The sequence below is a fragment of the Chelativorans sp. ZYF759 genome (assembly GCF_012911015.1).
Classification (GTDB): domain Bacteria; phylum Pseudomonadota; class Alphaproteobacteria; order Rhizobiales; family Rhizobiaceae; genus ZYF759.
This window is the reverse complement of the sequence record NZ_WVVV01000011.1, coordinates 94372-117088: the sequence shown is the minus strand read 5'-3', so window position 1 is coordinate 117088 and position 22717 is coordinate 94372. Positions and strand designations below refer to the sequence as shown.

The 22717-nt window shown below is 65.0% G+C and carries 21 protein-coding genes; 14 read left to right on the top strand and 7 right to left on the bottom strand.

Annotation, left to right across the window (positions count from 1 at the left end):
- Positions 1–34: 34 nt before the first annotated feature.
- Together GRZ55_RS17165 and GRZ55_RS17160 are read left to right on the top strand one after the other, a co-directional pair.
- Positions 35–1174 carry an acyl-CoA dehydrogenase family protein gene (locus GRZ55_RS17165; protein ID WP_169288185.1) on the top strand — a complete coding sequence of 380 codons (1140 nt, stop codon included), beginning with the start codon at positions 35–37 and terminating at the stop codon, positions 1172–1174.
- An 87-nt stretch (positions 1175–1261) separates the two neighbouring features.
- Positions 1262–1597 (top strand): TIGR01244 family sulfur transferase, encoded by a 336-nt coding sequence (locus GRZ55_RS17160; protein WP_169288184.1) that lies wholly within the window; start codon positions 1262–1264, stop codon positions 1595–1597.
- Positions 1598–1629: 32 nt separating this feature from the next.
- Here GRZ55_RS17160 and GRZ55_RS17155 read toward each other — a convergent pair whose 3' ends face one another.
- From GRZ55_RS17155 to GRZ55_RS17125, 7 genes are all read right to left on the bottom strand, one after another.
- Positions 1630–1968 (bottom strand): c-type cytochrome, encoded by a 339-nt coding sequence (locus GRZ55_RS17155; RefSeq protein WP_169288183.1) that lies wholly within the window; start codon positions 1966–1968, stop codon positions 1630–1632.
- 84 nt (positions 1969–2052) lie between these two features.
- The gene (locus GRZ55_RS17150; RefSeq protein WP_169288182.1) at positions 2053–3327 is read right to left on the bottom strand and encodes a sorbosone dehydrogenase family protein; all 1275 of its coding nucleotides are present in this window, start codon (positions 3325–3327) and stop codon (positions 2053–2055) included.
- A 189-nt stretch (positions 3328–3516) separates the two neighbouring features.
- The gene (locus tag GRZ55_RS17145; RefSeq protein ID WP_169288181.1) at positions 3517–4839 is read right to left on the bottom strand and encodes a TRAP transporter large permease; all 1323 of its coding nucleotides are present in this window, start codon (positions 4837–4839) and stop codon (positions 3517–3519) included.
- The gene (locus tag GRZ55_RS17140) at positions 4836–5369 is read right to left on the bottom strand and encodes a TRAP transporter small permease (protein WP_169288180.1); all 534 of its coding nucleotides are present in this window, start codon (positions 5367–5369) and stop codon (positions 4836–4838) included. Before GRZ55_RS17140 ends, GRZ55_RS17145 begins: the two co-directional genes overlap by 4 nt.
- An 81-nt stretch (positions 5370–5450) precedes the next feature.
- Complete coding sequence (locus tag GRZ55_RS17135; protein WP_169288179.1) at positions 5451–6749, bottom strand: flavin-dependent oxidoreductase; 1299 nt, start codon at positions 6747–6749, stop codon at positions 5451–5453.
- 68 nt (positions 6750–6817) lie between these two features.
- A complete protein-coding gene (locus GRZ55_RS17130) occupies positions 6818–7864 on the bottom strand; it encodes a TRAP transporter substrate-binding protein (RefSeq protein ID WP_169288178.1) in 1047 nt (348 codons plus the stop codon).
- 145 nt (positions 7865–8009) lie between these two features.
- Positions 8010–8474 carry an Lrp/AsnC family transcriptional regulator gene (locus GRZ55_RS17125; RefSeq protein ID WP_169288177.1) on the bottom strand — a complete coding sequence of 155 codons (465 nt, stop codon included), beginning with the start codon at positions 8472–8474 and terminating at the stop codon, positions 8010–8012.
- Between the two features lie 131 nt (positions 8475–8605).
- On the opposite strand from GRZ55_RS17125, the gene hppD reads away from it, so the two are divergent.
- The 12 genes from hppD to pnp all read left to right on the top strand — a co-directional run bounded on the left by hppD (position 8606) and on the right by pnp (position 22652).
- Positions 8606–9718 carry a 4-hydroxyphenylpyruvate dioxygenase gene (gene hppD / locus GRZ55_RS17120; RefSeq protein WP_169288176.1) on the top strand — a complete coding sequence of 371 codons (1113 nt, stop codon included), beginning with the start codon at positions 8606–8608 and terminating at the stop codon, positions 9716–9718.
- 126 nt (positions 9719–9844) lie between these two features.
- Positions 9845–10303 carry a MarR family winged helix-turn-helix transcriptional regulator gene (locus GRZ55_RS17115; protein ID WP_169288175.1) on the top strand — a complete coding sequence of 153 codons (459 nt, stop codon included), beginning with the start codon at positions 9845–9847 and terminating at the stop codon, positions 10301–10303.
- Complete coding sequence (locus tag GRZ55_RS17110; protein WP_169288174.1) at positions 10300–10827, top strand: DUF1697 domain-containing protein; 528 nt, start codon at positions 10300–10302, stop codon at positions 10825–10827. Before GRZ55_RS17115 ends, GRZ55_RS17110 begins: the two co-directional genes overlap by 4 nt.
- Before the next feature lie 154 nt (positions 10828–10981).
- Positions 10982–11599, top strand: coding sequence for a ribosome maturation factor RimP (gene rimP / locus GRZ55_RS17105; protein WP_169288173.1), 618 nt, complete (start codon positions 10982–10984; stop codon positions 11597–11599).
- A gap of 45 nt (positions 11600–11644) precedes the next feature.
- Positions 11645–13255: a transcription termination factor NusA gene (nusA, locus tag GRZ55_RS17100; protein WP_169288172.1), complete on the top strand. Its 1611-nt coding sequence runs from the start codon at positions 11645–11647 to the stop codon at positions 13253–13255.
- A gap of 20 nt (positions 13256–13275) precedes the next feature.
- Positions 13276–13938: an RNA-binding protein gene (locus GRZ55_RS17095; RefSeq protein ID WP_169288171.1), complete on the top strand. Its 663-nt coding sequence runs from the start codon at positions 13276–13278 to the stop codon at positions 13936–13938.
- A complete protein-coding gene (gene infB, locus GRZ55_RS17090) occupies positions 13935–16490 on the top strand; it encodes a translation initiation factor IF-2 (protein ID WP_169288170.1) in 2556 nt (851 codons plus the stop codon). The genes GRZ55_RS17095 and infB overlap by 4 nt, the downstream gene beginning before the upstream one ends.
- A gap of 106 nt (positions 16491–16596) precedes the next feature.
- Entirely contained in the window at positions 16597–17004 is a 408-nt protein-coding gene (gene rbfA, locus GRZ55_RS17085; protein WP_169288169.1) for a 30S ribosome-binding factor RbfA, read from the top strand.
- Positions 17004–17981, top strand: a complete 978-nt coding sequence (gene truB, locus GRZ55_RS17080) for a tRNA pseudouridine(55) synthase TruB (RefSeq protein ID WP_169288168.1) — start codon at positions 17004–17006, stop codon at positions 17979–17981. Before rbfA ends, truB begins: the two co-directional genes overlap by 1 nt.
- 116 nt (positions 17982–18097) lie before the next feature.
- Positions 18098–19801, top strand: a complete 1704-nt coding sequence (locus GRZ55_RS17075) for a sensor histidine kinase (RefSeq protein WP_169288167.1) — start codon at positions 18098–18100, stop codon at positions 19799–19801.
- Positions 19802–19977: 176 nt separating this feature from the next.
- Complete coding sequence (gene rpsO, locus GRZ55_RS17070) at positions 19978–20247, top strand: 30S ribosomal protein S15 (protein ID WP_169288166.1); 270 nt, start codon at positions 19978–19980, stop codon at positions 20245–20247.
- Positions 20248–20510: 263 nt separating this feature from the next.
- A complete protein-coding gene (gene pnp / locus GRZ55_RS17065) occupies positions 20511–22652 on the top strand; it encodes a polyribonucleotide nucleotidyltransferase (protein WP_169288165.1) in 2142 nt (713 codons plus the stop codon).
- Positions 22653–22717: the final 65 nt, after the last annotated feature.

The window sequence follows — 22717 nt, the reverse complement described above, 5'->3', positions numbered from 1 at the left end:
GGCGCCTCGCAAATAGACAAGATCGGGGAACGCAATGGATTTTGACCTGACCGAAGAACAATCGATCCTCAAGGACTCGCTGAACCGGCTTCTGGCCGACACCTACGGGTTCGAGCAGCGGCGCAAGCATATGGGTTCGCCCGAGGGCTGGAGTGGCGAGATGTGGGGCCGCTATGGCGAGATGGGCCTGATGGCCCTGCCCTTTTCGGAGGCCGATGGCGGGCTCGGCGGCTCGTCCGTCGAGACCATGATCGTGATGGAAGCGATGGGCCGGGCGCTGGTTCTGGAGCCCTATTTCTCCACCGTGGTGCTGGGCGGGTCCATGCTGCGCTTCGGCGCCAGCGAGGACCAGCGGGCCGAATACATACCGCAGGTGGCCGAAGGGGCACTGAAGCTGGCGCTTGCCTATACAGAACGCAATTCGCGCTACGAACTCCACAATGTCGAGACCGTGGCCCAGAAGGATGGCGATGGCTGGGTGCTGACGGGTGCCAAGTCCGTGGTGCTGGACGGCGACAGCGCCGACTGGATCTTCGTGACCGCGCGAAGCGCTGGCGGCACGCGCGACGCGGACGGCATCGGCATCTTCATGGTCGACGCCAAGGCGGACGGCCTGTCACGGCGCGGCTACGTGATGCAGGACGGGCGGCGCGGGGCCGAGTTGCGGCTGGACAAGGTGCGCGCGGCCGCGATCGGCGAGCCGGAGAACGGTCTTCCTCTCCTTTGCCGCGTAGTCGATGCGGGCATCGCTGCGCTTTGCGCGGAGGCGATCGGCACCATGGACGTCATGCGCGAGCTGACCGTCGACTATCTGAAGACACGCAAGCAGTTCGGCGTGCCGATCGGCGCCTTCCAGGTGCTGCAGCACGCGGCCGTCGACATGTTCGTGGCCACCGAACAGGCCCGCTCGCTGGCGATCTATGCGACCATGATGGCCGACAGCGAGGACGCAGCCGAACGCGGGCGCGCCATGCATGCGGCCAAGGCCGAGATCGGGCGGGCCGGCAAGCTGGTCGGCGAGAACGCCATCCAGCTGCATGGCGGCGTGGGCATGACCATGGAATATGCCATCGGCCACTATTTCAAGCGGATGAGCATGATCGACATCGCGCTGGGCGACCACGAACACCATCTCAGGACCCTGGCCGAAAAGGGCGGTCTGGTCGACGCCTAGGACGCACCCATTGCGAGCCCGGCATCGGCATGCCAAATGATGGCGGTGGGCACCCGGCCCGCCGCTTCAGCACGAACGAGGTCACGCATGGAAATCCGCCAGATCACCGAAGACTACGCCGTTGCCCCGCAGATCGGCGTCGAGCACGTCAAGCTGATCAAGGTGGCGGGCTTCAAGAGCGTGATCTGCAACCGCCCCGACACGGAAGACGGCGCCGTGCCGCATGACGAGATCGAGGCAGCGGTGAAAGAGGCCGGGCTCGAGTTCCGCTTCATTCCGGTGGTCAGCGGCCAGATGACGGAGAAAGACGTGGCCGACCAGGCGGCGGCCCTTGAAGAACTGCCCAAGCCCGTGCTTGCCTATTGCCGCTCCGGCGCGCGCTGCACCAACCTCTACGCCATGGTCCAGGAATACCGGAAATAGGCTCGCCTACCGGCATCAAGCGCTTCGGCCGGCTATTCGAAACTGGCCGAGATGAAAGCGGCGAGCTGGGCGATGTCATCGTCGGAAAGCTTGGCGGCGACGGGTCTCATCAAGGGCGAATTGGGTCCGACCGTTTCCCCGGCGCGGTACTGCTCGAGCCGTTCGGCGAGATAATCCGCATCCTTGCCTGCGATCGAGGGAAAACTTGCCATGCCGCGGCCGGTCCGCCCGTGGCACTGGGCGCAGGACCGCGCATACATCGTCGCGGCTGCCTCCATGTCCAGATCCGTGTCGTCCTGTGCGTAGGCGGGCATTGCGAAGGCGGGCAAGGCCATGGCCAGTGCGAACGCCATAGTGGTCAAGAACTTCATTCCGCATGTTCCTTGAGGGGGCTGATATGGCAGCGCGCGGGAGAAGGCGCCGCGCCGCCTTTCGACGGCGCGGCGGTTGTTCCGTCACTCAGGGGTGATCCGGTAGATGTCGCCTTCGTCGATGGCCGCATAAAGGCTTCCGTCGGGTCCCAGCACCAGCGACCGGAAACGGCCCGATCCCATCGGCAGCGGCATCTCGCTGACATCGTTGACGGACAGACCGTCCTCGGCGATGTCGATGATGTCGATGCGCTGTCCGAGGGGTGTGCCGCCGAAGCCGATGCCCATCAGGCCGACGACCATGCGGCCCTCCCAGTCGCCCCACTGCTCGCCGGCAAGGAACTCGGCCGAGGACGTGCCCTGCGATAGCCCGTTATTGTCCCAGGCCGGGAGCATCGCATCGGGGAAGCTCTCGGTGTCCGTCATCGGCATGTAGGCGGCGCGCTCGGCCGGCTCCATGGCCTCCATCTGCTCCGGCTCGTAGCCGCAATAGCCGTCCGGGCAGTCGCCGCGGCCGGCCACGTTGGGCCGCGGATCCCAGCCGCCATTGCCCCCCGCCACCAGCGCGGTGATCTCGTCGGAATGCCAGGGGCCGTGCTCGGCCACGATGGGCTGGCCCGTGTCGGGATGGAAGGTGATGCCCTGAACGTTGCGGTGACCGTAGGTGTAGATCCGCGGATCGAAGCCTTCAGCGGCCTCGTTGCCGTCCGCGGCCTCGCCGTCACGGTCGATGCGCAGCACCTTGCCGCCAAGCAGGGTCGGGCTCTGCGGCACCTCGGCATTGTGGGTGTCGCCAGTGGTCACGTAGAGATAGCCGTCGGGACCGAAGCGGATGCGCCCGCCATTATGCGCGCCGGGGCCTCCGAAGGGCTGGTCCGTGGCTTCGGGCTTGTAGGGAATGTCCTCCACGAGGTCGGTGCGGTCCGCCACTTCGGAGAAATCGTCGTTGACGGTAAGTCTCAGCACACGGTTGGTGCCGGGCGCGGTCAGGCTCGAGGACGAATAGACGTAGACATAGCGGTTGTCGTCGAAATCGGGATCAACGGCCACGCCGTTCATGCCGGCCTGTCCCTCGCAGAACAGATCGTTCTCGGTGCTCGCATAACCATCCGTGTCGGCCATGCCCAGCAAGGCATTCACGTCGCCGGACGGAAGCATCACCGACAGGCCCTGGCATTTCTCGGTGTAGAACATGGTGCCATCGGGCAGGAACGCCATGTCCCATGGGTCCTGCAGGTCCGTGAGCACAGTCTCGTAGGTCAGGCCGGGTTCCTCGGCGAGGGCCGCCGCGGGCACAAGGACGACGGCGGCAACCGCCGCAACCGTGGTGAGTGACCATGTTTTTGGGTGATGAGACATAGAAGTTCCTCCCTTCGTTGTCGCAACGCCAACTAAACCACATCGACCAGGTGCTGACCAGCCGAATGCACGCGACCACGCCGGCGGCTCAACCGCTGCGGGTGGTCGAAATCGTTCTGGACATGAGGCGGCGGCATGCGCGCCGCGGGCCGGGGGCGAAGGCCGACAGGCGGCCTCCGCCCGGCGATCTCAATACAAGAGCCGCATCAGGAAGAGCGTGATGCCGGGGAAGGCCGTCAGGATGATGACGCGCACGATGTCGCTCGCCACGAAGGGCAGCACGCCGCGATAGGTGTGCGACATGGGAATATCCTTCGCCATCGAATTGATGACGAACAGATTCATGCCCACCGGTGGCGTTATCAGCCCCACCTCCACGACGATGAGAACCAGGATGCCGAACCAGATCGCGAACTCGGTGGGGCTGAGCCCGTAGTCGAGGATGGAAACGATCGGGAAGAAGATCGGGATGGTCAAGAGGATCATCGACAGCGAGTCCATGACGCAGCCGAAGAGCAGATAGGCGAACAGGATCACCGTCAGCACCATCCAGGGATTGAAGCCCTGGCCGGCAACCCAAACGGCGATCTGCTGGGGCAGCTGCGACAGCGCCAGGAAGGAATTGTAGAAGGCGGCGCCGAACACGATGAAGAAGATCAGGCCGGTCGCGATGGCCGTCTGCAGGATCGCCTGGATGAAGGTGCGCCAGGTGAGCCCGCCATTGACGAGCGCGATCAGCCCGGTGCCGGCCGCGCCGACGGCCGCGCCTTCGGTGGGCGTGAACCAGCCGGCATAAATGCCGCCGATGACGAGGAAGAAGACAAGCAGCACCGGCCAGATCTCGGCCAGGGCCTTGAAGCGCTCGGAATAGGGCGCGCGCTCGCGCGCACCTGCCGAATCGGGACTGACGCGGACATAGATCGCAACGGCGACCATGTAGCCGAGCGCCGCCAGGATGCCGGGAATGAAGGCGGCCACGAACAGGCGCGCGATGTTCTGCTCAGTCAGGATGGCGTAGATGACCAGGATGACGGAAGGCGGGATGAGCACGCCCAGCGTGCCGCCGGCCGCCAGCGTGCCGGTGGCGAGCGCGCCGGAATAGCCGTAGCGGCGCAATTCGGGCAGCGCGACCTGGGTCATGGTGGCCGCGGTGGCAAGCGAAGAGCCGCAGATGGCGCCGAAGCCGGCGCAGGCGCCGACCGCCGACATGGCGACACCGCCCTTGCGGTGTCCGATCCAGGTATTGGCCGCGCGGAAAAGCGATTGCGACATGCCGCCCAGCGTCGCGAACTGTCCCATCAACAGGAAGAGCGGGATGATCGACAGCGTGTAGCTGGAGAAGGTCGAATAGGTCTCGACCTTGAGCCGCGCGAGAATGGCATTGGGTTGGCCCATGATGATCCACGTGCCGCCGATGCCGCACATCAGCATGGCAAGCCCGATGGGCACGCGCATGAAGATCAGCAGGAGAAGTATGGGGAACGAGGCGATCCCGATCTCAAGATTGCTCAAAGCGAGCCTCCCCCTTCACCGAGCTTGGGAGTCGGTGTTTTCGCGCGCAATTCGACGAGACGTTCGCCGACCATGTAGAATGACACCAAGACGGCGATCGCAGCCGCCACCATGCAGGCGGCAAACGCCCACCAGACCGGAAACTGCAGGATGAAGGTGGTCTCGCCGTAGCGGATCTTGTCCTGCAGCCCGAACCACAGCCGCCAGGCGATAAGGGTGATCGCCACCGTCATCAGCACCTCCGCCGCGATGTCGATGTGACGGTTGACCTGATCGGGCAGGAAGGATGTGAAAATGTCGACCGTGGCATGGCCGCGATTGATCTGGCACCAGGGCAGGAAGGCGAAGACGGCAAAGCCGACGCCGGCCTCCACCAGTTCGAAATCGCCCGGCACCGGGCGCAGGCCCGCCCAGATGAAGGCGCGGCCGGTGATCGATATCGCGGTGATGATGGTGATCACGACAAGGGCCACCCCGCCAATGATGGCGAGCCCCTTGGCCAGGCCTCTCACCGCTCCTCCGAGGCTCATGCCTCTCCTCCATTTCGTGACCGCGCGCACCGGGACGCTAGCCTGTGGCAAGGCCCCGAACAACCAGATCCGGCAAATCTGTTATACGACATAACCGTTTTGATCAAGCCGAGCCCTATCCGTTGTCGACGCGCCGATGATCGGCGGAGCCGCGTTCAACGTCTCGATGTCGAAGCCGGCGAGCCTCTTGTAGGCCGATGCCGTTTCTTCCAGTTCCTGCCGGGAAAGCACTTCAGAAATATCGTCGAAGACGCCGCCGCAGCGCTCCTCCACCACCTGCATCACCTGATCGGGTCCGTTGCCGCGATTGGCCAGCACGATGCGGCTCGTTGCGGGACGGCGGGCCTCTTCATAGGCTTCAAGCGCGTCAGTGCCCATGCCATGGTCGGCGATCTGCCGGGCCAGGAAGCGCGCGTCCACGATCGCCTGGGAGGCGCCGTTGGAGCCGATCGGATACATGGCGTGGGCCGCGTCGCCAAGGAGCGTGACGCGGCCGTGCGTCCAGCGCTCCAGCGGATCGCGGTCGACCATCGGATATTCGAAACAGAAGCCGCCTTTCTTCATGAGTGCCGGGCAGTCGAGCCAGTCGAATCGCCACTCCTCGAAGGCGGGCATGAAATCGGCGAAATCGCCCGGCCGGGTCCAGTCCTCCCGGTTCCAGCCGGTGCCCGGCTCGTATTTGAGCTCGGCGATCCAGTTGATCAGCGCCTCGCCCGTGACCGGATCGGGCTTCGAGATGGGGTAGGTGACGAATTTCTGCCATTCGTGGCCAATCATGGCCATGGTCGCGCCCGACAGATAGGGCTTTTCGACCGTCGTCCCGCGCCACAGGACCGCACCGCCCCAGCGTGGCGGGCCCTCCAGGGGGAAAAGCTGCCGGCGCACGGCCGAGTGGATGCCGTCGCTGGCCAGCAGCAGATCCGCGCGCACCGTCTTGCCCGAGCCATCCCGGCGGGCCAGGCGCACGTCCACCCCATCGCCGGTCTGCTCGAAGCCGGAGACCGCACAGCCGGTCACGACCGCGTCCGAACCCAGGCGCGCGCGCACCGCGTCGAGCAGCATCATCTGCAGATGGCCGCGGTGGATCGAATATTGCGGCCAGCGGTAGCCGGCCAGCGTGCCGCGGGGCTCCGACCAGATGAGCCCGCCCTTCTTGGAAAAATAGGAGACTTCCCGGGTGCGAACGCCGAGCATTTCGAGCGTGTCTTCGAGGCCGAGGTCGAACAGTTCGCGCACGGCATGGGGCTGTACGTTGATGCCGACGCCGAGCGGACTGAGTTCGGCGACCTGTTCGTAGACCCGGCAGGCGATGCCGACCTGATGGAGGGAGAGCGCCAGGGTCAGCCCGGCTATGCCCGCTCCCGCGATTACGACGGTCATGGAATGCCCCTCCCCGTAACGAGAACGGGGCGGAAACCCGCCCCGCGCTCAAGCCAAGACAGTGTGAGCTACTGCTCTTCGGTATAGCGCGCGATCAATTCGCGTGCTTCGTCGAGAAGTGCCTGCCCGTCAAGCCCGCGACCGTCCATTTCGGCGACCCAATTGTCGATCACCGGCTGGGCGGCCTCGCGCCAGGCTTCCGCCTGTTCGGCCGAAAGCTCGACGATGTTGTTGCCGTTGTCGACCGCCATCTGGCGGCCCGGCGCATCGTATTCCTGCTGGGTGCGCCCGGCAAAGGCCGAGAATTCCTGGCCGGAATTGGCATCGATGATTTCGCGCAGATCTTCGGGCAGGCCCTCATAGGCGTCCCTGTTCATCGCCAGCACGAAGGTCGTGGTGTAGAAAGCGTGGTCGCCGCCGAACTCGGTGTGGTTGCCGACGAGCTCGGGCACCCGCAGGGCGGCTGTGACCTCCCAGGGGACCACGGCACCGTCGATGACGCCGCGCGACAGGTTCTCCGGCACCTGCGGGATCGGCATGCCGACCGGCGTGGCACCCAACTCACCCAAAAGCGCGTTGATGATGCGGGTGGGCGCGCGGATGGTCATGCCCTGAAGGTCGGCGATCTCGTTGACCGGCTCGCGCGTGTGGATGATGCCGGGGCCGTGGACCCAGGTTCCGAGGATGTGGGTCTCGGCAAAATCGTCGCGCATGTGCTTGTCGAACATGTCCCAGTAGGCGCGCGAGGTTGCCTCCGCATTGGTCATCATGAAGGGCAGCTCGAACAGCTCGGTGGCCGGAAAGCGGCCCGGCGTGTTGCCCGGCAGCGTCCAGACGATATCGACCGAACCGTCGACGGCCTGGTCGTAGAGCTGTGGCGGCGTGCCGCCGAGCGACATGGCCGCGTAGCGCTCGATGCGGATGCGGCCGTCGGACTGTTCCTCGATCGAGTCGGCCCAGGGGTCGAGAATGTGGGCCGGAACGTTTGCGGCGGCGGGCAGGAACTGGTGCAGCCTGAGCGTCACCTCCTGCGAGAAGGCGAGCTGGGTCGCACCCAGCCAGCCGGCAAGTGCGACCGAGGCGGCCAGCGCCACGGTCTTCTTCAAACCTGTCATCATAATCTCCTCCTAAAATACGCGCGGACGGCGGGCCTTGGCCCGGTGCTCCTCCATCCGGTGAAGCGATCCTACAAGAGATTATGTAACAATAAAGAGGGGGGTGCGCGTTTTTCTGTAACGCGTCGGCGGCAGGCCGGCGCCGTCACAGTGGCAGCGGGCCCGCTTCCTTGAGCGTTTCGAGCACGATCGCGGTCTTGACGTGCTGCACCGATTCATGCGGCAGCAGCACATCGTTGACGAATTGCGAGAGCGATTTGAGGTCACGCGTCACGACCTTGAGCACGTAATCCATCTCGCCGGTCAGCGCGTGCGCCTCCTGCACTTCCGGCAGGCCACGCAGGAGCTCCGCGAAGCGGCGGGCATTGTCGCGGTTGTGGGTGGCGAGCGTGACCGAGATCACGTTGACGAGCGGAAAGCCCAGGCGCTCGCGATCGAGCACCGCCCGATAGCCCATGATCAACCCCACCTCCTCCAGCCGTTGGCGGCGGCGCGAACATTGGGAGGGCGACAGGTTGACCCGCTCGGAGAGGTCGTTGTTGGTCAGCCGCGCATCCGCCTGCAAAAGGGCCAGTATCTTGCGGTCGAACTTGTCGATCTGCTCGTTCATTGCGATTGACGATCCTTTGATGCGTGTTTCTCGCAAAAATAGGCGCCAAGCCGCGCCCGAATGCAACCCTCTTGTGCGCGATACGCGTTAATCTTGGGAATTGTTGTTCAAATCCCATGAAGGAGGATGAGATGGGTCCTTTCCCGCACGATGCCCCGCCCGCCGAAATCACTACCGACAATCCGGCCGGTACGGACGGCTTCGAATTCGTGGAATTCGCCCATCCCGAGCCCGAGAAGCTCGCCGAACTCTTCACCAAGATGGGCTACACGGCGGTTGCCCGGCACAAGACCAAGGACATCACGGTCTGGCGCCAGGGCGATGTCAACTACATCGTCAATGCCGAGCCCGGCTCGCATGCGATGCGTTTCGTGGAGGAGCACGGCCCCTGCGCGCCGTCCATGGCGTGGCGCGTGGTCGATGCGCAGCATGCCTTCAAGCATGCCGTGTCGAAGGGCGCGACGCCCTATGAGGGCGACGGCAAGGCGCTCGACGTGCCGGCCATTGTCGGCATCGGCGGCTCGCTGCTGTATTTCGTGGAGAAATACCGGGGCAAGGGCTCGGCCTATGAGGACGAATTCGAGTGGCTGGGCGAGGCCGATCCGAAGCCAGAGGGCGTCGGTTTCTACTTCCTCGATCACCTGACCCACAATGTCTATCGCGGCAACATGGACAAGTGGTGGGATTTCTACCGCGACATGTTCGGCTTCAAGCAGATCCATTTCTTCGACATTGACGGGCGCATCACCGGGCTGATGAGCCGGGCGATCACCAGCCCCTGCGGCAAGATCCGCATTCCGCTGAACGAGTCCAAGGACGAGAACAGCCAGATCGAGGAGTATCTGAAGAAGTACAAGGGCGAAGGCATCCAGCACATCGCGGTCGGCACGGATGGCATCTACGACGCCACCGACAAGCTCGCCGCGAACGGGCTGAAGTTCATGCCCGGCCCGCCCGAGACCTATTACGAGATGAGCCGCGATCGGGTGAACGAGCATGACGAACCGATCGAGCGGATGAAGAAGCACGGCATCCTGATCGACGGCGAAGGCGTTCTCGATGGCGGCACGACCAAGATCCTGCTGCAGATCTTCTCCAAGACGGTGATCGGCCCGATCTTCTTCGAGTTCATCCAGCGCAAGGGTGACGAGGGCTTCGGCGAAGGCAATTTCCGCGCCCTGTTCGAGTCCATCGAGGAAGACCAGATTCGCCGCGGTGTCATCTCGCGCGAGGCCGCCGAATAAGGTTCTGCGCAAGGCCGGCTTTTTCCGAACGCCCCGCGCTTTCGCGGGGCGTTTCGGTTTTCTACCAAGCTTGACCGCGGCGCCGGGATCGTTGCATGTGCGACCGGTTTCCAGCAGGTCGACACCATGCAAGAGAAGCCCCCGCTTTCCCTGGAAGAATTTCTTCCCTACCGGCTGAACCGGCTTGCCGAGGCGGTGAGCCGCAATTTCGCGCGCATCTACCGCGACCGCTATGGGATGACGCGTCCCGAATGGCGGCTTCTGGCAACGCTCGGCCAGTATGGCCGCATGACCGCCACGTCTGTCGGCGGGCATTCGGCGATGCACAAGACCAAGGTCAGCCGTGCCGTGCGCGCGCTGGAAGAGCGGCGCTGGCTGACGCGCACCACCGCGAGCGAGGACCGGCGCACCGAGCATCTGGAACTGTCGCGGGCGGGACTCGACGTCTATCGCGAGCTTGTGCCGCTTGCCAGGCAGTTCGAGACCGAGCTCCTCGACGCGCTGAAGGATGACGATGCGGACCAGCTCCTCAAGGGGCTGGCCGCGCTGGAAGCGGCCATCGTCGCAGAGGCGGGACGGGAATGAGGGCGTGGGTCGCGTTCCTGCGATCCGTCAATGTGGGGGGCACCGGCAAGCTTGCCATGGAAGATCTGCGTGCGATGTGCGCGGCTTGCGGCTTTGCCAGCGTGCGAACCCACATCGCCAGCGGCAATGCGGTGCTGGCCAGCGGGCTGGACGAGGCGGCGATCAAGCACATGCTGGAGGAGCGCGTGAGCGCGCATGCAGGCCGTCCCGTGGCGGTGCTGGTGCGCGACGCCGCGGAGATGGCGGCGGTGCTGGCGTCCAATCCCTTCCCCGAGGCCAATCCCAGCCAGACGGTGGCGATCTTTCTCGACACGGCACCGGCCGCGGACACGATCGCCACGGCCGTTGGCCGCGCCGACGAGAGAATCGCTCTCGGTCGGCGCGAAATCTATGTCGAGTACCCCAGCGGCCAGGGGCAATCGAAGCTTGCGCTTGCCGCATCGAAGCATGGCACGGCGCGCAACATGAACACGGTGGCGCGCATGGCGGGGCTGGCGGCCGAGCTGGAAGCAACGCTGACCTGATCGGATGCTGCTGTCTTGATTATGGACGCCCGTGCGGCTATATGGGTTTCAAATTCTTGGTCGATATGGCGAAGAGTGGGTCCCACCGGTCCCGCTCTTTTTTGTTACCCGAAGCCTCGCCAGCGACCGTCCACAAACGGGAATTCTCACAGGCATGTCGGATAACGACGATCGCATCATCAAGGAAACCGGGGTCGAGGCGCGTATCGCCCAGATCATCGCGCCCGCCATGCGTGGCGGCGGCTTTCGCCTGGTGCGCATCAGGCTGTCGGGCCAGAACGGGCTGACGCTACAGATCATGGCAGAGCGCCCCGACGGCACCATGACGGTCGAGGATTGCGAAGAGCTGAGCCGGCTCGTCTCGCCGGTTCTCGACGTGGAAGACCCGATCGAGAAGGCCTACCATCTGGAGGTTTCCTCGGCCGGCATCGACCGCCCGCTGGTGCGCAAATCGGATTTCGAGGTGGCGAAGGGTCATCTGGTCAAGATCGAGACCAGCGTGATGGTCGCCGAGCGCAAGCGTTTCCGGGGCCGCATCGGCGAAGTCGGCGAGGACGGCGTGACGATCGAGCGCGACCAGGCGAGCTATGGCGACGAACCGACGGTCGTGGTCCCGTTTGACGCGCTGGCCGAAGCGCGCCTGGTGCTGACCGACGATCTGGTGCGCGATGCCCTTCAAAAGGACAAGAAGGCGCGCCAGGAAGCCAAGAAAAATCGCGGCCGCGACTCGGCCGAGACGGACGAGACCGACGAGACCGAAACGGATTCTTGAGATCGAGCAGATGGGCGCCAATCGCCCTTGCTGAAGGAGAAAGACATGGCAGTCAGTGCAAACAGGCTGGAGCTGTTGCAGATCGCGGATGCGGTCGCGCGCGAAAAGTCCATCGACAAGGAAATCGTGCTCGGCGCCATGGCCGATGCCATCCAGAAGGCGGCACGCTCGCGCTACGGCCAGGAGACCAATATCCGCACCGACATCAACCCGCAGACCGGCGAGATCAAGCTGCAGCGGCTGATGCAGGTCGTCGAGACGGTCGAGGAGCCCGTGCGCGAGATCTCGCTCGACGACGCGCGCCACCGCAATCCCGATGCGCAGGCCGGCGACTTCATCGCCGAACAGCTGCCGCCGATGGATTTCGGTCGCATCGCCGCCCAGTCGGCCAAGCAGGTGATCGTGCAGAAGGTGCGCGAGGCCGAGCGCGACCGCCAGTATGACGAATACAAGGACCGCATCGGCGAGATCGTCAACGGCACGGTCAAGCGCGTGGAATACGGCAATGTGATCGTCGATCTCGGCCGTGGCGAGGCCATCATCCGCCGCGACGAGCTCATTCCCCGCGAGATGTACAAATATGGCGACCGCGTCCGGGCCTATGTCTACGACGTGCGCCGCGAGCAGCGCGGTCCGCAGATCTTCCTGTCGCGCACGCATCCGCAGTTCATGGCGAAGCTGTTCACCATGGAAGTACCCGAGATCTATGACGGCATCATCGAGATCAAGTCGGTCGCCCGCGACCCGGGCTCGCGCGCCAAGATCGCGGTGATTTCCCGCGATTCCTCGATCGACCCGGTCGGCGCCTGCGTCGGCATGCGCGGCAGCCGCGTGCAGGCCGTGGTGGGCGAATTGCAGGGCGAGAAGATCGACATCATCCCCTGGAACGACAACGCCGCGACCTTCATCGTCAACGCGCTGCAGCCGGCGGAAGTCGCCAAGGTGGTGCTCGACGAGGATGCCGAGCGCATCGAGGTGGTGGTGCCCGACGACCAGCTGTCGCTGGCCATCGGCCGTCGCGGCCAGAATGTGCGGCTTGCCTCGCAGCTGACAGGCTGGGACATCGACATCCTGACCGAGGAAGAAGAGTCGCAGCGCCGCCAGAAGGAGTTCACCGAACGCTCCAACCTCTTCATGGAGGCGCTCGACGTCGACGAGATGGTCGGCCAGGTGCTCGCCTCGGAAGGTTTCTCGAGCGTCGAGGAAGTCGCCTATGTCGATAGTGACGAGGTTGCCTCCATCGACGGCTTCGACGAGGACACCGCGTCCGAGATCCAGACGCGTGCGCGCGAATATCTGGAGCGGATCGAGGCCGAGCACGACGCCAAGCGTCGGGAACTCGGCGTCGAGGACGAGCTGCGCGAGATCCCCGGCCTCACCACGGCGATGATGGTGGCGCTCGGCGAGGACGGCGTGAAGACGATCGAGGACTTCGCCGGATACGCCATCGACGATCTGGTCGGCTGGAAGGAACGCAAGGACGGCGAGACGACCTTCTTCGACGGCGTGCTGGGCAATTTCGGCGTGTCGCGCGCCGAGGCCGAGCAGATGGTCGTGGCCGCCCGCATGAAGATGGGCTGGATCAGCCAGGAAGATCTGGTCGGCGAGGATGAAGCGGCAGAGGCCGAAAGCAGCGAGGAGACGACCGGTGTCTGAAAGGACGCCGGGCGGCGAACATGGAATCGGAAATGAACGAGCGCACATGCATAGTGACGCGCCTCGGCGGCGAGCCGGAGCGGATGATCCGCTTCGTCGTCGGTCCCGATTCCACGGTCGTTCCCGACCTGAAGCGCAAGCTGCCGGGTCGCGGTTGCTGGGTCACGGCGGAGCGTAGCCTCGTCGAGAAGGCGGCCGCCAAGAACCTCTTTGCGCGGTCGTTTCGCCAGACAGTCATCGTTCCGCCCGATCTGGCGGATATGTTGGATCGTCAATTGTCTTCCGCCGCGCTGGGGGCCCTCGGTCTCGCGCGGAAGGCCGGCGCCCTCCTGACGGGTGCGGCCAAGGTGGATTCGGCGATCCGCACCAACCGGTGCCTTGCCGTCCTTCACGCCGGCGAGGCCTCCGCGGACGGCATCCGCAAACTGGCGCAGGCGCGACATGCCGTCGAACAGGCCGGCGGCATGCCCGTTCCGGCCTACAAACTGTTCTCCGAAGCCGAAATGGGTTTGGCATTGGGGGGCACAAATGTGATACATGCAGCCGTGCTCGCCGGACAGACCGGCGAAATGGTTCTCAAGCGCCTCGATGCGCTGGCCCGGTTCAGGGGCGCAAGCCCCGAGCATCGGCCGTCCCAAGCCGATAGCGACGCGGACCCCGAGACCGCAAAGGATATGGAATGAGCGATACGAAATCCGATGACGACAAGACGCTGAGCGTCGGGGCCAAGAAGACGCTGTCGATCAAGCGTCCGGGCCTCGATCAGGGAACCGTGCGACAGAATTTCTCGCACGGCCGCTCGAAGGCCGTCGTTGTCGAAACGAAGAAGCGGAAGTTCACGCGCCCGGACGACAAGCCGGAGGCGCCCGCCGTGACGTTGAAGCCGCGCGCGCAGCAGCCGCAACCGGCTCCCCGGCGCCCGGATCCCGCGCCTGCGCCACGGCCGACCTCCTCCGGCGGTGTCGTGCTGAACGAATTGTCCTCCGGCGAGATGGAAGCGCGCCGTCGCGCGCTGATGGATTCCAAGGTACGCGAGGTCGAGGAACGCAAGCGCGCTGCCGAAGACGCCGCGCGCCGCGCCGAGGAGGAGGAGCGCCGCCGCAAGGAGCGCGACGAATCTGCCGCGCGCCAGGCAGAGGAAGAAGCGCGCCTCGCCGCCGAGGCCGAAGCGCGCCGCCGCGCGGAAGAAGAGGCCAACCGCCGTTCCCCGCAGCCCGCGACACCAGCGACGCCCGCGACCCCCGTCATCGAAGATGTCGAGGCACGCCCGGCCGTCAAGCGCGGCCCCGTCAAGCCTGAGGTCGCCGCACCGCGTCCCGTCAAGCCGAAAGGCGAGGAAGAACGCCGCCGCGGCAAGCTGACGCTCAACAAGGCGCTGACGGATGACGGCGATGCGCGCGGACGCTCGCTGTCGTCGATGCGTCGCCGCCAGGAGAAGTTCAAGCGCTCCATGAGCCAGGAGCCGCGCGAGAAGATCCTGCGCGAGGTCGTCCTGCCGGAGACGATCACCATCCAGGAACTGGCACAGCGCATGGCCGAACGCGCCGTGGATCTGGTCAAGTTCTTCATGAAGCAGGGCCAGATGATGAAGCCCGGCGACGTGATCGATGCCGATACGGCCGAACTCGTGGCGGTCGAATTCGGCCACACGGTCAAGCGCGTGGCGGAATCCGACGTCGAGGAAGGCCTGTTCGACATCGAGGATGCGCCCGAGACGCAGAAATCGCGTCCGCCGGTGGTCACCATCATGGGTCACGTCGATCACGGCAAGACCTCGCTGCTGGACGCGATCCGCAGCGCCAATGTCGTGTCGGGCGAGGCCGGTGGCATCACCCAGCATATCGGCGCCTATCAGGTCGAGAAGGACGGTCAGAAGATCACCTTCATCGATACGCCCGGCCACGCCGCCTTCACGGCGATGCGTGCACGTGGCGCGCAGGCAACCGACATCGCCATCCTGGTGGTGGCGGCCGACGACAGCGTGATGCCGCAGACGATCGAGTCCATCAACCACGCCAAGGCGGCGGGAGTCCCGATCATCGTGGCGATCAACAAGGTCGACAAGCCGGACGCCGACCCCCAGAAGGTGCGCACCGAACTGCTGCAGCACGAGGTGTTCGTGGAATCGATGGGCGGCGAAGTGCTGGACGTCGAGGTTTCCGCCACCAAGCATACCGGTCTCGACAAGCTGCTCGAGGCGATCATCCTGCAGTCGGAAATCCTCGAGCTGAAAGCCAATCCCGACCGCACCGCCGAAGGCGTGGTCATCGAGGCCAAGCTCGACCGCGGACGGGGTTCGGTGGCGACCGTCCTCGTGCAGGCCGGCACGCTCAGAGTGGGCGACATCATCGTCGCCGGCGACCAGTGGGGCCGCGTGCGCGCGCTCGTCGACGACCGGGGAGACCAGGTCAAGGAGGCGGGTCCCGCCATGCCGGTCGAGATTCTCGGCCTGCAGGGCACGCCGCTCGCCGGCGACCGTTTCGCCATCGTGGAGAACGAGTCGAAGGCCCGCGAGATCGCGGAATACCGCCAGCGGCTCTCCCGCGAGAAGGCCGTGGCCCGCCAGGCCGGCCAGCGCGGTTCGCTCGAACAGATGATGACGCAGCTGCAGAGCACGGGACTCAAGGAATTCCCGCTCATCATCAAGGGCGACGTCCAGGGTTCGATCGAGGCGATCGTCGCCGCGCTCGACAAGCTCGGCACGGACGAGGTGCGGGCACGGATCGTCCATTCGGGCGCCGGTGCCATCACCGAGAGCGACGTGTCGCTCGCGGAAACCTCGGGTGCGGCGATCATCGGCTTCAACGTGCGTGCCAACAAGCAGGCGCGCGATGCCTCGACGCAGTCCGGCATCGAGATCCGCTACTACAACATCATCTACGACCTGGTGGACGACATCAAAGCCGCCATGTCGGGCATGCTTTCGCCGGAGCGGCGCGAGACCTTCCTCGGCTATGCGGAGATCCTGGAGGTGTTCAACATCACCAAGGTCGGCAAGGTCGCGGGTTGCCGCGTCACGGAAGGCAAGATGGAACGCGGCGCCGGCGTGCGGCTTCTGCGCGACAATGTCGTCATCCACGAAGGCAAGCTCAAGACGCTCAAGCGCTTCAAGGACGAAGTGTCCGAGGTCCCGGTGGGCCAGGAATGCGGCATGGCCTTCGAGAATTACGAGGACATCCGCGCGGGCGACGTCATCGAGGCCTATCGCGTCGAGATGGTGAAGCGCACGCTGTAGCAGCATTTGCCGAGGCAACGCGGCGCCTTCGGGCGCCCCGTTCCGGCATGAGCTTCGAAACGGCCGACGGTTCGATCCCGTCGGCCGCTATCAAGGATTTTTCGACATGTCCCGCTTTGACAACAAGGGTCCTTCCCAGCGCCAGCTTCGCGTGGGCGAACAGGTGCGCCACGCGCTCGCCGACGTGATCCAGCGCGGCGATATCCGCGACGACGTGATCGAGGCGACGGTGGTCTCGGTGACGGAGGTGCGCATGTCGCCGGATCTGAAGATCGCGACCGCCTTCATCGCACCGCTCGGCGCGAGCGACGATCAGGCCGTGATCAAGGCCCTGGCCCGCAACGCCAAATTCATTCGCGGCCGGGTATCGGGCGCGCTGAGACAGATGAAATACATGCCGGAATTCCGCTTCCGGCTCGACACCAGCTTCGACAACATGGCCCGCATCGACCAGTTGCTGCGCTCGCCGGAAGTCGCGCGCGATCTCGACGACGAGGACGAGGACAGGAACTGATGGCACGCCGTGGAAAGAAGAAGGGCAGGTCCGTCACGGGCTGGCTCGTGCTCGACAAGCCGAAGGGGATGGGGTCGACGGATGCCGTCTCCAAGATCAAATGGCTTTTCAATGCCGACAAGGCCGGCCATGCGGGAACGCTCGACCCGCTTGCCTCCGGCATGCTGCCGATCGCGCTGGGCGAAGCCACCAAGACCGTGCCCTATGTGATGGACGGCACCAAGATCTACCGCTTCACCGTGGCGTGGGGCGAGGAGCGCACGACGGACGATCTCGAGGGAAGCGTCGTCCACAGCTCGCAGGAGCGGCCGGACGATGCCGAGATCCTGGCACTGCTGCCGAAATATACCGGCGTGATCATGCAGAAGCCGCCGACCTTCTCGGCGATCAAGATCGCCGGCGAGCGCGCCTATGACCTGGCGCGCGAGGGCGAGACCGTCGACATTCCCGAACGCGAGGTGGAGATCGGCCGGTTCGACCTGGTCGAACGTCCCGATGCCGACCATGCAATCTTCGAGGTCGAATGCGGCAAGGGTACCTATGTGCGTTCGCTGGCCCGCGACATGGGACGCGATCTCGGCTGTTTCGGCCATATCGCCGATCTGCGCCGCACCGAGGTCGACCCCTTCACCGCCGACGATCTGGTGACGCTCGAGGAACTGGAGGCGGCGATCGCCGCGGCGCGCGAGCCACAGGAACTCGCCGAGGGCGAAAGACCCGGCCGACCCGCCGGGGCAGCGCTGGTCGCGCTTGACGGGCTTCTGCTCGACACGTCGGCGGCGCTCGAATTCCTCCCCCAGGTCAGCCTGACGGACGACGCGGCAGCCCGCGTGCGCAGCGGCAACCCGGTGATCGTGCGCGGACGCGACGCCCCGCCCGAAGCCGACGATGCCTGCGCCGTTGCTCGGGGCAAGCTCGTGGCCATCGGCGCGATCGAGGCCGGCATGTTCCGTCCCCGCCGCGTTTTCGCCGGATAGCCCTGCTCTCAAGCGCAATCAGTATCCACCGATTCGCAACCGCCTTATGTTATGGCGGTGGCGATTGGCTGTGCTAAGCCAGACGACGCGGTGGCAAGGAGAGGCGAGCGCGCCAGTTGAACCAACTCAGCGAGGACGGCCAGACACGGGCGGCTGACGGGAAGGATGGGGCGGCGCGAACCAGGCGCCGCGCGTCGCTTCCCATCGGCGTGTACCTGCTGTTGCTGACGGCTGTCATCCTTATCCCGGCACTGGCCTTCTCGATCGTGCTCCTCCAGCGCAGCAACGAGGCGCAGCAGGAAGTGACGATGACGCTTGCCGAGGCGACGGCGGGCTCCATCGCGGCAACCGTGGACCGCGAGCTGTCCAGCATGCTGACGACCCTCAGGGTCCTGTCGACGGCCAGTTCGCTGGCCGAGGCCGATTTCGGGGATTTCCACTACCGCTCCCAAACCGCGCTGCGGGGTACCCAGGACCACCTCATCGTCCTCGACGGGGACATGCGCCAAGTGATCAACACCCGCGTGCCATTCGGGACCCCCCTCCCCCATACCGCCGATCCTGAACCCGTGCGCGCCGCGTTCGAAAGCGGCGAGCCGCTGGTCTCCGACGTCTTCGTCGGCAGCCTTTCGCAAAGATGGGTCTTCAACGTGATCCTGCCCTGGCAACTTCAGGGCAGTCCCATCGCTCTCGTCCTCACCAAGAACGCGGAGGACCTGGCGGCAGCGCTGGCCAGCCGGAATCTGCGGGGCGGGTGGAACGCGGCCCTGATCGACCGCGCGAACGTGGTCGTCTCCTCTTCGTATATATCGTCCGATGTCGGGCGGGATTTCTTCCTCGCCGCGAGCATGCCGACGGAAGACGCCCGCATGCGCCAACGCGTCACCCATGAGGGCGAGACCTATCAGACGATCACCGCGCAATCGCAGATGAGCGATTGGCGGGTGGTGCTGTGGGCACCGACCGCCATCATCGAACAGCCCATGAGGCGCTCGATGCGGACCTTCCTGCTGGGTGGGCTGGCCATGATCCTGATCGGCGCTGCGGGCGTCCTGCTCGTGGCCCATCAGGTCGCGCGGCCCGTCCGCCGGCTGGCCCGCGATGCGCGGATGCTCGGCGCGGGCGAGATGGTGGAGGCGACCGACTATCCCGTGACGGAGATCAGGTCGGTCTCAGAGGCCCTGGAGCAGGCCGGGCGGGAGCGGCAGAAGGCGGAGAGCGAGATCCGCTTCCTGATGCGCGAGGTGGCGCATCGTTCCAAGAACCAGCTGACTGTGGTCTCCTCGATCGCCAAGCAGACGGCCCGCAATGCCGCGAGCTTCGACGACTTCCAGGACAGTTTCCAGAAGAGGGTCCAGGGGCTGGCACGGTCTACCGACCTCCTGATCGAAGGTGGCGTGGCGGGCGTCGAACTCCTGGCGCTGCTCAAGGCCCAGATCGAACCCTTCCGTCCTGATCAGAACGGCCGTCTCGCCATGGACGGACCTCTCGTCCGCCTCTCCAACCAGGCGGCCCAGACCATGGGCCTCGCCTTCCACGAACTGGCCACCAACGCTGCGAAATACGGCGCCTTCGCCGGCCGCACCGGCAATCTCGACGTGTCATGGCACCTGACGCAGGACGACATCGAGCTCGTCTGGCGCGAACGTGTCGAGACGCTCACGGACGGCGGCCGGGAGCGTGGTTTCGGTACGGAAGTGATCGAACGCATGGTGGGTGGCACGCTGGATGCGACCATCGAGCGGACGCTGCATGCGGACGGGATCGAATATCGTTTCACCATTCCGCGCGCCAAGGTGATGCCCGGCGGGGACGACTGAGCCCCGCCGCCGCATCTCGCGGCGCCGTCTGCCGGCTTTTTCGCTGGCAATTCACGCCACATTCCACTATATGCGCCGCATCGTTGCGGTTTTTTCGCGACTGACCATGGCCCCTGCTGGACGACATCCCGGCTGCGGGCGACCCCAAATTCCTCAAATTCGAAAGGAAGAACGCGATGTCGATTACCGCAGAGCGCAAGCAGGAACTGCTCAAGGAATACGCGACCAAGGAAGGCGACACCGGTTCGCCCGAAGTTCAGGTCGCCGTCCTGACCGAGCGCATCAAGAACCTGACCGAGCACTTCAAGGACCACAAGAAGGACAACCATTCCCGCCGTGGTCTTCTGGCACTCGTGTCGCAGCGCCGCCGCCTTCTCGACTATGTGAAGGGTAAGGACGAAGGCCGCTATCAGACCTTGATCGGCAAGCTCGGCATCCGCCGCTAGCACGCATTGACCGGCGGGCTCCGCAAGGGGCCCGCCGATCGCACACTGGGGACGGAAAGTCCGTCGCCCGCCACGGTTTCCTCCAGCGTATCCGAAGACGCCTCAAGGAACCAAATCGTGGACCTGTCATGGGGCAGGATTGCCGGTCGCTTCCGGCACACAAGCGACCCGTTGTCTTGCCCGTGGCTCGTCCAGAACGAAGCCAGGATGGGCCATCCACGCGAATTGTTTCGCGGGCCTCTCCGACCATTCAAGGACAAGACATGTTCAAACATCACAAGGTAGAGATCGAGTGGGGCGGCCGTCCGCTTATCCTCGAGACAGGCAAGGTCGCACGTCAGGCCGATGGCGCCGTGTGGGCGACCTATGGCGAGACCGTGGTCATGGCCACCGTCGTTTCGGCCAAGGAGCCGAAGCCCGGCCTCGACTTCTTCCCGCTTACCGTCAACTACCAGGAAAAGACCTTCGCGGCTGGCAAGATCCCCGGCGGCTTTTTCAAGCGCGAAGGCCGTCCGAGCGAAAAGGAGACGCTGACCTCGCGTCTCATCGACCGGCCGATCCGTCCGCTCTTCGCCGCCGGCTACAAGAACGAGACGCAGATCATCGTCACCGTGCTGCAGCATGACCTCGAAAACGATCCGGACGTGCTGGCCATGGTTGCCACCTCGGCCGCGCTGACGCTTTCGGGCGTGCCCTTCATGGGCCCGATCGGCGGCGCGCGCGTCGGCTATATCGGGGGCGAGTATGTGCTCAACCCGCATACCGACGAGATGCCCGAGTCCAAGCTCGATCTCGTCGTCGCCGGCACCACCGATGCAGTGATGATGGTCGAATCGGAAGCCCAGGAGCTTTCCGAGGACATCATGCTCGGCGCCGTCATGTTCGGCCACAGGGGCTTCCAGCCGGTGATCGACGCGATCATCAAGCTGGCGGAAGTCGCCGCCAAGGAGCCGCGCGATTTCGTGCCGGTCGACCTCTCCGAGCTTGAGGCAGAGATGCTCAAGCTGGTCGAGGGCGAGCTGCGCGAAGCCTACAAGAACACCGACAAGCAGGCGCGCTACGCCGCCGTCGACGCGGTCAAGGCCAAGGTCAAGGAAGCCTTCGCGGCACCCGAGGGCGAGCAGCCCAAGTGGGCGCCGGAGCAGGTTTCCACGACGTTCAAGGAACTGCAGGCCAAGGTGGTTCGCTGGAACATCCTCGACACGGGCAGCCGCATCGACGGCCGCAAGCTCGACACCGTTCGCGCGATCGTGTCGGAAGTCGGCGTCCTGCCGCGCACGCACGGCTCGGCCGTCTTCACCCGCGGTGAGACCCAGGCCCTTGTGGTCGCCACGCTCGGCACCGGCGAAGACGAGCAGTTCGTCGACGCGCTGACCGGCACCTACAAGGAATCGTTCCTGCTGCACTACAACTTCCCGCCCTTCTCGGTCGGCGAGACGGGCCGTGTCGGTTCGCCCGGTCGTCGCGAGATCGGTCACGGCAAGCTTGCCTGGCGCGCCATCCATCCGGTCCTGCCGGCAGCCGACCAGTTCCCCTACACGCTGCGCGTGGTTTCCGAGATCACGGAATCGAACGGCTCGTCCTCGATGGCGACCGTCTGCGGCACCTCGCTGGCGCTGATGGATGCCGGCGTGCCGATCGCCAAGCCGGTGTCGGGCATCGCCATGGGCCTGATCAAGGAAGGCGAGCGCTTCGCCGTTCTCTCCGACATCCTCGGCGACGAGGATCACCTCGGCGACATGGACTTCAAGGTGGCCGGCACGATGGACGGCATCACCTCGCTGCAGATGGACATCAAGATCGCCGGCATCACCGAGGAGATCATGAAGATCGCCCTCGACCAGGCGAAGGGTGGCCGCACGCACATTCTCGACGAGATGGGCAAGGCGATCAACGAGAGCCGCGGCGAGCTGGGCGAATTCGCCCCGCGCATCGAGGTGATGAACATCCCGACCGACAAGATCCGCGACGTGATCGGTGCCGGCGGCAAGATCATCCGCGAAATCGTCGAGAAGACGGGCGCCAAGATCAACATCGACGACGACGGCACGGTCAAGATCGCTTCTTCCAACGCCAAGGAAATCGAGGCGGCGAAGAAGTGGATCCACACCATCGTGGCCGAACCGGAAGTCGGCGAGATCTACGAGGGCACGGTCGTCAAGACCGCCGATTTCGGCGCCTTCGTGAACTTCTTCGGTCCCAAGGACGGCCTGGTGCACATCTCGCAGCTGGCTTCCGAGCGGGTGCAGAAGACCACCGACGTCGTCAAGGAAGGCCAGAAGGTCTGGGTCAAGCTGATGGGCTTCGACGAGCGCGGCAAGGTGCGCCTGTCGATGAAGGTCGTCGACCAGGAGACGGGCAAGGAACTGGCGCGCGCCGAGGCCAGCCAGGGCGCCGACGACTGATCGTCTGTCCTGCCGAATACACACGCCAGAAGGGGGCGCCGCAGGGCGCCCCCTTTTTCGTGAGG

What these genes read in the sequence shown, in the direction of transcription:
- GRZ55_RS17165 (WP_169288185.1), top strand. Translation starts at nt 35, where the DNA reads ATGGATTTTGACCTGACCGAAGAACAATCGATCCTCAAGGACTCGCTG.
- GRZ55_RS17160 (WP_169288184.1), top strand. Translation starts at nt 1,262, where the DNA reads ATGGAAATCCGCCAGATCACCGAAGACTACGCCGTTGCCCCGCAGATC.
- GRZ55_RS17155 (WP_169288183.1), bottom strand. Translation starts at nt 1,968, where the DNA reads ATGAAGTTCTTGACCACTATGGCGTTCGCACTGGCCATGGCCTTGCCC.
- GRZ55_RS17150 (WP_169288182.1), bottom strand. Translation starts at nt 3,327, where the DNA reads ATGTCTCATCACCCAAAAACATGGTCACTCACCACGGTTGCGGCGGTT.
- GRZ55_RS17140 (WP_169288180.1), bottom strand. Translation starts at nt 5,369, where the DNA reads ATGAGCCTCGGAGGAGCGGTGAGAGGCCTGGCCAAGGGGCTCGCCATC.
- GRZ55_RS17135 (WP_169288179.1), bottom strand. Translation starts at nt 6,749, where the DNA reads ATGACCGTCGTAATCGCGGGAGCGGGCATAGCCGGGCTGACCCTGGCG.
- GRZ55_RS17130 (WP_169288178.1), bottom strand. Translation starts at nt 7,864, where the DNA reads ATGACAGGTTTGAAGAAGACCGTGGCGCTGGCCGCCTCGGTCGCACTT.
- GRZ55_RS17125 (WP_169288177.1), bottom strand. Translation starts at nt 8,474, where the DNA reads ATGAACGAGCAGATCGACAAGTTCGACCGCAAGATACTGGCCCTTTTG.
- hppD (WP_169288176.1), top strand. Translation starts at nt 8,606, where the DNA reads ATGGGTCCTTTCCCGCACGATGCCCCGCCCGCCGAAATCACTACCGAC.
- GRZ55_RS17115 (WP_169288175.1), top strand. Translation starts at nt 9,845, where the DNA reads ATGCAAGAGAAGCCCCCGCTTTCCCTGGAAGAATTTCTTCCCTACCGG.
- GRZ55_RS17110 (WP_169288174.1), top strand. Translation starts at nt 10,300, where the DNA reads ATGAGGGCGTGGGTCGCGTTCCTGCGATCCGTCAATGTGGGGGGCACC.
- rimP (WP_169288173.1), top strand. Translation starts at nt 10,982, where the DNA reads ATGTCGGATAACGACGATCGCATCATCAAGGAAACCGGGGTCGAGGCG.
- nusA (WP_169288172.1), top strand. Translation starts at nt 11,645, where the DNA reads ATGGCAGTCAGTGCAAACAGGCTGGAGCTGTTGCAGATCGCGGATGCG.
- GRZ55_RS17095 (WP_169288171.1), top strand. Translation starts at nt 13,276, where the DNA reads ATGGAATCGGAAATGAACGAGCGCACATGCATAGTGACGCGCCTCGGC.
- infB (WP_169288170.1), top strand. Translation starts at nt 13,935, where the DNA reads ATGAGCGATACGAAATCCGATGACGACAAGACGCTGAGCGTCGGGGCC.
- rbfA (WP_169288169.1), top strand. Translation starts at nt 16,597, where the DNA reads ATGTCCCGCTTTGACAACAAGGGTCCTTCCCAGCGCCAGCTTCGCGTG.
- truB (WP_169288168.1), top strand. Translation starts at nt 17,004, where the DNA reads ATGGCACGCCGTGGAAAGAAGAAGGGCAGGTCCGTCACGGGCTGGCTC.
- rpsO (WP_169288166.1), top strand. Translation starts at nt 19,978, where the DNA reads ATGTCGATTACCGCAGAGCGCAAGCAGGAACTGCTCAAGGAATACGCG.
- pnp (WP_169288165.1), top strand. Translation starts at nt 20,511, where the DNA reads ATGTTCAAACATCACAAGGTAGAGATCGAGTGGGGCGGCCGTCCGCTT.